At 47.2% G+C, this 3,242-nt stretch carries 1 protein-coding gene; it reads right to left on the bottom strand.

The features are described from left to right. Window positions 1-267 precede the first annotated feature (267 nt). Window positions 268-3,237, bottom strand: a complete 2,970-nt coding sequence (gene pruA, locus IQ242_RS20485) for an L-glutamate gamma-semialdehyde dehydrogenase (protein ID WP_193961219.1) — start codon at window positions 3,235-3,237, stop codon at window positions 268-270. Between the last annotated feature and the right edge of the window lie 5 nt (window positions 3,238-3,242).

Raw genomic sequence — 3,242 nt, 5'->3', positions numbered from 1 at the left:
CGTTGCGGGGGGAGATAGGGGAGTGGGGAGATAGGGAAGTGGGGGGAAGGGAGCAGGGAGAAAAAAGCTGACTCCTGAATACTGACTCCTGAATACTGAGTAACGCACAGAAAACGGGTTTCTCGGAGAAACCCGTTTTCTACTCATGCAGAAGGCAAAACGGAGAATAAATAATCAGTTTTTAATAACTGGATTTAGTCTTAGCCGATAATTTAACCCGATTTGGGGGTATAAACCCCCAATAATCGCCAATTTTGGCTATATCGCTTAATCGGCCCCTTCAATCGGTGCAAATCCCTGACGTTGAATATTCTCGCTGATGTGACGAGGTTCGAGGAATTGCAGCAGATAATCGGGACCCCCTGCTTTGGAACCTACCCCCGACATCTTGAAACCCCCGAAGGGTTGACGGGAGACAATCGCACCGGTGATTCCCCGGTTAATATAGAGGTTTCCCACTTCAAATTCCTGCATAGCTCGGTTAATATGGGCAGGAGTGCGGGAATATAAGCCACCGGTTAAAGCATAGTCGGTTCCGTTAGCCACGGCTAAAGCTTGCTCAAAATTGCTCACTTTGATAATTGCCACCACTGGACCAAAAATCTCCTCCATCGCTATTACCGCATCAGGGGGAACATTCTTAAAGACGGTGGGACTGACGAAGTAACCCACTTCTGGAATTGGCATCTCTAGGGCTAATTCTGCCTCTTTTTTACCAGTTTCGATGTATTCCCGAATTCTTGCTTGAGCTTTCTCGTCGATAACCGGTCCTACTTCCGTACTCGGTAAATCCGTCGGCCCGATATTGAGGGACTTGGTAGCCTCGACAAAGCGATCAACAAAGCTATCATAGACGCTTTCCAGAACAATTATCCGCGAACAGGCGGAACATTTCTGGCCGGTGTAGCCAAAAGCGGACTTAACCGCACCGACAACGGCCTGATCTAAATCGGCACTCTCATCGACAATTAGGGCATTTTTGCCGCCCATTTCGGCGATAACTCGTTTTAGGTGTTTTTGACCCTTTTGCACGATGGAGGCATCTGTATAGATGCGACAGCCCACTTCTCGTGAACCGGTGAAGGCGATTAGGTGAACATCGGGATGGCTAACTAAATGCGCCCCCACTTGCGAACCTTTACCCGGGATATATTGGAAGACTCCGGCAGGAATACCCGCTTCTAGGAGAATCTCGGCAAATTTCGCCGTAATCACCGAAGAAGTCTCGGCAGGTTTCAATAGCGTACAGTTACCGGCTACTAAAGCTGCTACTGTCATCCCCACCGCAATGGCTAGGGGGAAATTCCAGGGAGAAATCACTAAAGCAATACCCCGTGGTTGGTAGAAATAACGATTATTCTCGCCTGCTACGTCGAAATTATGCCCTAAATCCAGTCTTTCCATCTCGGAGGCGTAATAACGGCAAAAATCGATCGCTTCTGACACTTCTGGATCCGCCTGTTGGATAACTTTGCCCACTTCCAAACAAATCCAGGCCGATAACTCGTGTCGTCGCGCTTCCATCAAATCTGCCGCTTTTCGCAGTATTTCGGCTCTTTTAGCCACTGGGGTGCGTTTCCAAGCGGGAAAAGCCTGTTTCGCCGCTATGATCGCTTTTTCTGCCTGTTCCACCTCAATTAAGCCTACTTTCCCCACTATTTCCTGCGGGTTACAGGGATTAACGGAATTAATTTGAACATTGGTGGCGACGTATTCGCCGTTAATTAGGGGTAAATAGGTTTTACCGAGGGAATTTTTGACAAAAGTGAGGGCTTGACTCGCTTTATTTCGTAATTGCTCGTTGGCATAATCTGTATCGGGGGCATTAGGAAAACCGGGGATAATCGGGTTATCCTTGCCTAAAACCCGGGGGGCTGCGATTAAATCTTCCACGGGACGATCCTCCAAATTTTGCCTTAGGAAGGAACTATTAGCGGTATTTTCTAATAAACGGCGGATTAGGTAGGCCATACCGGGTAAGAGTTGTCCGTAGGGGGAATAAACCCGCACCCGATGACCCCGCTTCACTAACGCTTTGGCTAATTGGTCGCCCATGCCGTACAATACCTGCATTTCAAAGCGACGACGGGGAATTTCTAAACTTTCTGCGATCGCACAGGCCAAGGCTTGCGATCGCACGTTATGACTACCGATGGCGGCGTATAAATATTGATGATTTTCCAATAATAACCGCGTCATCCGCTCATAATTGGCATCGGTGGCCGATTTTTCGTTATATACCGGCTGTGGCCAGTGATTTTGCCGAGATTTAATCGTTTCCTGATCCCAGTAAGCGCCTTTGACTAGCCGGACAGTAACGGGATAACCGCGCTTTTTGGCCCAATTAATTAAATCTTGTAAATCTTGGGCAGAATCTCTTAAATATGCCTGTAGGGTGATGCCAATATCGGTACGACTGCGAAATTCTTCTTCTAGGAGTAATTCTTTCAGGATAGCCAGGGTGAGGTTTTTATAAACGTACTGTTCCATATCAAAATGGACTGCCACCCCTAACTCCTGAGCGCGTCGCAACAGTAGGCGAATGCGATCGCAAACTTTCTCCTTACTACCAATCGGATCCATGGGATCAAACTGAGAATAAAAGGCAGTTAGCTTGACAGAAACCTGCACTTGTGGTAGTAAGTCGCCGTCCGCTTCATCAATTTGGCTAACTTTATTCCATTTGCTCGCTTCTTGAGCCAAATGGGTCATTAAATCGAGATAACTTTGTAGATAAACTTGGGTTTCCGCTTCAGTAATTACCGCTTCACCGAGGAGATCTATGGTAAAAGCCATTTTTTCCTTCCGCAGACGGGTGACAGTGCGAGTAATTTGCTCTAGGTCTTCCCCGGCGATATACTTACGAGCTAAGGTTTCTACGGATTTACTGATCAGACTGGCGGCCGTTTGAGCCGGTAGGGAGTTAGGATCACTAAAGTTGAGGATACTTTTCAGCGCACTGGGCAGTTCTACGGAAGCATCACCGAGGTATTGTTGGAGATGATTAGCGATCTCGGCATTACTGCGTAAAGCGGGTAAACAGTCAATAAAACGGAATAATTGTACTCGTAAATTGGGGTTAGACATTGCCCAATCGAGTAATTTATCATCCCAACGCATTTGATCCTGTAAAGCAGACCAAAGACCTTTTTTTTCGCGAGTTTCGGCTAAAAGTTGTCTAGCGATCTCTTGGGTTTTGGTTTCGTAGTTTTGAGTTGAGTCGATTTGGATAACCACGGTGA

It is taken from the genome of Microcystis sp. LEGE 08355 (assembly GCF_015207185.1).
Lineage (GTDB): Bacteria > Cyanobacteriota > Cyanobacteriia > Cyanobacteriales > Microcystaceae > Microcystis > Microcystis panniformis.
This window is presented reverse-complemented; position numbering and strand designations above follow the sequence as displayed.